Source organism: Streptomyces sp. NPDC004065 (genome assembly GCF_044903565.1).
Taxonomy (GTDB): domain Bacteria; phylum Actinomycetota; class Actinomycetes; order Streptomycetales; family Streptomycetaceae; genus Streptomyces.
In genome coordinates this window covers 1-5,838 of the sequence record NZ_JBJDQT010000060.1, presented here as the reverse complement: position 1 = coordinate 5,838, position 5,838 = coordinate 1, and the positions used below count along the sequence as shown (strand labels likewise).

Annotated in this window: 5 protein-coding genes and 2 pseudogenes; 1 reads left to right on the top strand and 6 read right to left on the bottom strand. The window is 67.9% G+C overall.

The window, feature by feature from the left end:
• Positions 1-91: 91 nt before the first annotated feature.
• From ACI2LW_RS33485 to ACI2LW_RS33460, 6 genes and pseudogenes are all read right to left on the bottom strand, one after another.
• The gene (locus tag ACI2LW_RS33485; protein WP_404735031.1) at positions 92-871 is read right to left on the bottom strand and encodes a hypothetical protein; all 780 of its coding nucleotides are present in this window, start codon (positions 869-871) and stop codon (positions 92-94) included.
• A pseudogene (locus tag ACI2LW_RS33480) lies at positions 871-1,893 on the bottom strand (tyrosine-type recombinase/integrase). The gene ACI2LW_RS33485 and the pseudogene ACI2LW_RS33480 overlap by 1 nt, the downstream one beginning before the upstream one ends.
• On the bottom strand, positions 1,811-2,386 hold the full coding sequence (locus ACI2LW_RS33475; protein ID WP_404735030.1) for a hypothetical protein: 576 nt from the start codon (positions 2,384-2,386) through the stop codon (positions 1,811-1,813). The pseudogene ACI2LW_RS33480 and the gene ACI2LW_RS33475 overlap by 83 nt, the downstream one beginning before the upstream one ends.
• Positions 2,387-2,633: 247 nt before the next feature.
• Entirely contained in the window at positions 2,634-2,936 is a 303-nt protein-coding gene (locus ACI2LW_RS33470; RefSeq protein ID WP_404735029.1) for a helicase associated domain-containing protein, read from the bottom strand.
• An 88-nt stretch (positions 2,937-3,024) separates the two neighbouring features.
• Entirely contained in the window at positions 3,025-4,197 is a 1,173-nt protein-coding gene (locus tag ACI2LW_RS33465) for a hypothetical protein (RefSeq protein WP_404735028.1), read from the bottom strand.
• 213 nt (positions 4,198-4,410) lie between these two features.
• Positions 4,411-5,247, bottom strand: a complete 837-nt coding sequence (locus ACI2LW_RS33460) for a helicase associated domain-containing protein (protein WP_404735027.1) — start codon at positions 5,245-5,247, stop codon at positions 4,411-4,413.
• 27 nt (positions 5,248-5,274) lie between these two features.
• Here ACI2LW_RS33460 and ACI2LW_RS33455 point away from each other — a divergent pair.
• Positions 5,275-5,699, top strand: a pseudogene (locus ACI2LW_RS33455) (transposase); the annotation flags it as partial.
• Positions 5,700-5,838: the final 139 nt, after the last annotated feature.

Below are 5,838 nucleotides of genomic sequence, written 5' to 3'. Positions count from 1 at the left end.
GCATCGCCCGCCTGCACAACCTCGTCCTTGCCGGGTGACGCAGAAACCAGCAGGCCAACACACACGTCAAAGATCATTTACGGGACAGCCCTTAGGCGACGCAGGTGACGTCGGTGTCTTCGCCGGTGACTAGGAGGGCGAACTCCCGCAGCGTCAGCTCGGCGTTCTTCACGGTTCCCGGCCGCATTGTTCTGGCGATCTGCCGCAGATAGTGCTGCATCGTGTCGGCCATCGCGGCCGGGGCTCGGGACCACTCCCGGGCCCGCATGTCGGCGTGATCCGGCGAGCGACGACGCGGGAGCTGGTCGGTCAACTCGCAGTGGAACAAGGTCGCTTCCAGGTTGAACAGGGCGGTCGACAGGGCCTTGACCCCGCGGTTGGGGATGCGGCGGGCTGCCTCCAACAGCAAGCGGCGTCCCTCGTCCCAGTCGTTTTGCTGCAGTTCGTGCGGCTGCTTGCCGAACAGCGCGACGAAGTGGGCCAGCAGGTTGAACTGGGTCATCGCCACCGTGTCGCGAAAGCCGAGCGTGCGGGCGGTCTCCATGAACCGCAGGTGCAGCTCCGGCTCCGTGCGAGCAAGCACGATGCCCAGTCGCGGGCGCCGGGCGACCAGATAGTCCGCCCCGGGTTGCAGACGTCCGGTGACCGAGAGCCAGCTGATGAATCGGTGGGTCTCGTGGTTGAAGGCGAGCTGGCGTGCCAGCGGCAGGCGACGGAAGTCGGCCAGGTCGGTCACTGCAGCGAGAACAGCGCGGGCTCCCCAGCGGACCTTGTGATCGGTGTTCATGCCCTGCGCGGCCCGGTGGGCGAGGTAGAACTCGACCAGGTCCGGGTGCACGATCGGCAGGGCGGCGGCGCGGGCCCGGCGCATCAGTCCTCCACCCGATCGGCATCGATGGCGGCACTCGCCTGGAGGTACTGGTCGACGAGCCAGCTGTTGGCCAGGTGGATGTAGATCCGGGTTGATTCGATGGAGCGGTGTCCGGCCTGGGCCTGTACCGCCTCCAGGGCCATGCCCGCCTCCCGCAGCCGGGTCAGGCAGGTGTGCCGTAGCTGGTGGCACGTCAACTTCGGCAGCCCCGTGCGTTTCGGGACGCCGTCGAGGATCTCGTCCAGGCCGTCGGCGGACAGCGGCCGACCCCGGGTGGGCCCGCGCAGCACCACGAACAGCCGGTCGTGCTTACGGGGGGACGTTCACGATCCAGGGAGTCGCCGACCGCGCTGAAGAACTGCGCGGAGACGGGGTATCAGCCGCTGGTGCCCACCTTTGCCCTCACTGATGAAGACCCGATGCTCACCCGGTGAGAGGTCACCTAGTTGCAGACCGAGGACTTCGCAACGGCGCAGTCCACCCAGCAGCATCGCCAGGACCATGGCCCGGTCCCGCGCGGTGTTCAGGGCGCCGAGGAGCATCTCGACCTCGCCGGGCCCGAGGACGCGCGGGAGGGTTCGGGGCGTGCGCAGAAGCGGTGCCCCGCGATTGCCGCTGCGGCGGCGGTTGGCCAGCGCTGTTGGCACCGGGTTGCGATCAATGGCCAGGTCGTCGCGAGTCATCAGGTAGCCGAACAGCCCGGAGATGCTGGCGAGCCGGCGCTTGATGGTCCGAGCCGAGAGCCCCGCCTCACCGTCTTCGAGTCGGACGACCTTCGGTCCCCGCCTCGGCTTCTTCTGCGCGGTGATGAACGCGAAGACGTCCGCGGTGACGACGTCGGCGGGCTCCTTGGGCACCACCGAGAAGAAGACCTTCAGGTCGTAGGCGGTGGCCAGCAGGGTGTTCGGCCGGCAGCGTGCCGCCACGAACTCCAAGTAGTCATCGACCAGGGCGTGCCCGAGCGATGCTGCGGGGTTTCCCGTGGCATCGACACTTCGTACCAACTGCGGATGCCAGGCCATCCGGGCTCCTCGACGGGAGCGACCATCCTGGCCGGGAACACGAGATCGCGGAAGAGTTGGCACCCACATAACCGCCGAAGAAGCGGAAGGCTTCCGCGTGCGCTTCGGTCCAGGCGTGCTGGTCCATGTGGGCCACCGGGCGGACGAACATGTGCCGCGAGGCGGGTAGCACCATCACGAACGCCCAGATCCGGTGACGTTTCCCGGTGGCCGGGTTGATCCACTGCCCCAGGAAACCGTAGTCGATCTGGGCCTCCGAGCCCGGCTCGACGTTCTCCCGTAGCACCGTGACCTTCGACCGGGCCGCCTCCTCTGGCAGGTTCTCGTGCACCCAGCGGCGGAACGTCGACAACGACACCTTCAACTTGCCTTCGTCCCGCAGCCGTTGATGGATCGTGGTGACCGTCGTGGTCTCCAGCAGCTGCTTGACGTAGTCGCGGTGCGGCTCGATCTCTCCCCACCGGACCTGGTTCAGCCGTCGCCGACACACCACAACCTCGTACTACGAGACGGTGTACGCCGAGAGCGTCCCGGCGTTGATGGAGCTCCTGAGGGAGACGCATCACGTGACCCCAAGTGGAGGGCGGTTCCGTGCCGAGTGCGTTCGGCACGGAACCGTCCCCAGACCCTATCCCTGCGCTCCCCGCTCGCCCTCGAAGCGCCCTACCAGCGCATGCCGAGAGCATCGAGGTCCGCCCGCCGTTGTGGGCTGAGCGTTGCGGCGCGTCGGCGGGCGTTGTTCACGAATTGGCCCGAGCCCCGCCGGCTCGCCGTCGACGGTTTCTTTCGATGTGCTTGCGGGGCACGGTCAGGTGGCCTTCGCGGGCGTGGAACTGCCGGGCGGCGGCGATGTTCCGCTCCCACGCGGCACTCTGCGAACGCCGCACGGGTCGTTCGTCGTCGCCCGCCGGTTCCAGCCCGAGCGTGCTTTCCAGGAGCCACTGCTGGGCCGGGAGCAGCTTGTCCCAGCCGAGCCGCTGCGCAGCGACCCACGCGCCCAGGTCCTCGCCGAGCACGATGACCTCGCTCGCCTGTACCGGCAAGGTTCCGCCGGGGCCATCGTGCAGCAGGTCGACCAGTGGCTACCAAGACGGGACGTCGCGTAGGAAGGCGGCCAGCGCCCGCCGCAGATCAGGTGCCGCTTCCTGAACCACGCCATGCCAACCCATCCGTGGCGGGTGATGGGTGCATCTTCACGGGGCCCTGGGGGATGTGCTTGCCTGGGCGGCTTGGGAGACGCAGTTTGAGCAGGTGGGCGAGGCGGATGCGCTGGCTGGGTGTGGCCCAGGCCTGGTGATGGTCGAGGAACTGGACGGTGGCGGTGTTGAACGCTGCACCCGTGTGCCGCGTGCGGGTGATCGCGTTGAGGTAGAAGTCCAGGTTCGCGTTGCCCGGTGTACTGGTCGGATCTGTTGCCGTGCCGCCGCCCGGGGTGATGCCGAGGTACGCAGCACCGAAACTCGGCAACGGGGGGACCGTGCCAGGGAGCACGTTTCCGGTGGCGTGGGTCAGACGCTGACGGCCGAGGTCGTCGCGCGTGTTCAGCAGTGCCATCAGGCCGGTGTTGAGCCTGCGGGCCAGCTCGGTGCGACTGGTTGCCAACTGCGGCTGTTCAAGGAGCAGCTGCCCGTAGTAGGCGGTGTGCAGCGTTGCGCTGATGGCCTCCTCGTTGTTGTTGAACGTCCCGTCTTGGTGCAACGTCTCGTGCGACAAGGTGACGCCAAGGAGACGGAAGTCCTCGTAGCGATACCGCTGGTTGACGAAGATGTCGATCTGCCCATGCGGGGCGGTAAACGTCTGGGCGATCACGCTCGGATTCGGTAGGGCAGCGAAAGCGACCCGTCTCACGAGACCCTCCCGGACGGTTTGGATACTGCCGGCGGCCGGGCTGCTGGCCAGGGAGGCGAGAGCGGCGCGCAGGTTCAGATCGGGCACGATGGCTGAGATCTGCTGGCTCTGGAACACCGCCAGCCCCTCCTCAACCGCCCGGCGACCACGCAGCTTCAAAGTGGTATTGAGCTGCCTGACCAGTTCGCTGACGGTGATCGCGCGGGGCGGCGCAGGCTGCATCGGCGGACCGGCAGGATACGCCTGCGTGGCCAGGAGGCTGAGGTCGGTAGGTGGGAACGGAGGCTGGGCCAGCAAGCGCAGCGCCTCACCGCTGGGATCTCCGGCTTCCAGGTGAGCGCTGGTGGCGCCTTGGTCGGCTGTTGCAGCCGTGGCTGACACCAAGGGCATGGGCAGCAGCGCTGCGACGGTCAGCGTCAGGGCAGCAGCGTGACGATAAGCGTTGCGTACGGTCATGCGATCTACCTATCCCAGACGCGATCACTGGCCGGTAGGAGCGCGCCCAGCGCCATGGGGGCATTCACCCTGGTGGCCGCAGCCCCATACAGCGGCCACCGGACGAGCGGTCACCGCCACCGCTGACCCGTACGCCGAAACGACGCAGCACCGACAGCATCGTGCCCTGGGGCCGCCGATGAGCGACGCTCCTACGGCCCCCGCGCCGACTCTCTACCACCTCATGCCGAGTTCATCGAGGTCGGCACGTCGTTGCGCGCTCAGTGTCGCCGCCCGCCGGCGGGCGTTGTTGACGAATTGGCCCAGTCCGACCGGTTCGCCGTCGACGGTCTCGACGTGCTGGCGCGGGACCCGTAGGTGGCCTTCGCGGGCGTGGAACTGCCGGGCCGCGGCGATGTTCCGCGCCCGCCGGTTCCAGCCCGAGCGTGCTTTCGAGGAGCCATTGCTGGGCGGGCAGGAGCTTGTCCCAGCCGTGCCGCTGTGCCGTGACCCATGCGCCCAGGTCTTCGCCTTGGACGATGATCTGGCCTGCGGCGGTCGGCAGGGTTGCGCCGGCCTTGATGTGTGCGTGGGTGAGGCGGAAGGCGCGTTGCCAGGCGATGTCCCAGCCGAGGGGGCACCGTCCCGGGTCGATGCTTCCAGCGCTTCCAGGCGGCTTTGCGGGAGTTCCCCGGCGTGGGGGATGTCTGTCTCGTCGGCGGCGCGGCGTTCGGCGTTGTGGAACGTCTTGCGGGCTGCTGCGCGCTGGTTTTTGGCCCAGGTTCCGATGGGGTAGCCCTCCCATACTGCGGTGGCCGGCGGGAGGAGCACGCCGTCGTGTGCGGTGGCGTAGGAGCGGGCGACGGCGAGGCCTTCGGCCCAGGCGGTGTCCTGCACCGACCAGACCATGCCGAGCGCCTCGAGCTCGGCGACGCGCTCGGGCTCGAGTGTCCCGGCGGCGTAGTAGCAGCGCTGATCAGCGACCCATACCCCCAGGGGATGGCCGCTGATGCCCGCGGGCCAGTCCTCGGGCGTGACGAAGGTGTAGGGCACGCGCAGCTTAGAGATCATCTCATTTGGCTGGGTAAGCTGCTGGTCGTGTCGAGGATCGTTGAGCGGCTGGTGCCGGACGAGTTGTGGGAGCTGTTCCAGCGGGTCGTGCCGGAGGCACCGTCGCGACCTCAAGGCGGTGGCCGACGCCGGCACGGCGACCGCGAAGTACTGGCCGCGATCGTATTCGTGGCGACGTCAGGCTGCACGTGGCAGCAGTTGCCGGCCGCCTCGTTCGGGCCGTCCGGCGCGACAGCCCACCGACGCTTCACGGAGTGGACGAAGGCCCGCGTGTGGGCCAAGCTGCACCGCCTGGTCCTCGACGAACTCGGCGCCCGCGGCGACCTGGACTGGTCGCGCTGCGCGATCGACTCGGTGAACATGCGGGCCCTGAAAAGGGGGACCTGACAGGTCCGAATCCTGTCGACCGGGGCAAGTACGGCTCAAAGACATCTCATGTCGCTGAACGTCAACTGCAGCATTCACGCAGCGAGTGCAAGTGATGTTGCGAAGGCTTGGGACTGCTGCAGGGTTGGGTGACACCTGACCTGGCTTGCTGAGAAGCGGCCTGGAAGGATGTTGCAGTGCCCAAGCCGTATCCGAAGGAGTTCC

Bases quoted from the DNA above. Each gene is read 5' to 3' on its own strand.
- ACI2LW_RS33485 (WP_404735031.1), bottom strand. From the start codon at position 871: ATGCGCCGGGCCCGCGCCGCCGCCCTGCCGATCGTGCACCCGGACCTG.
- ACI2LW_RS33465 (WP_404735028.1), bottom strand. From the start codon at position 4,197: ATGACCGTACGCAACGCTTATCGTCACGCTGCTGCCCTGACGCTGACC.
- ACI2LW_RS33460 (WP_404735027.1), bottom strand. From the start codon at position 5,247: ATGATCTCTAAGCTGCGCGTGCCCTACACCTTCGTCACGCCCGAGGAC.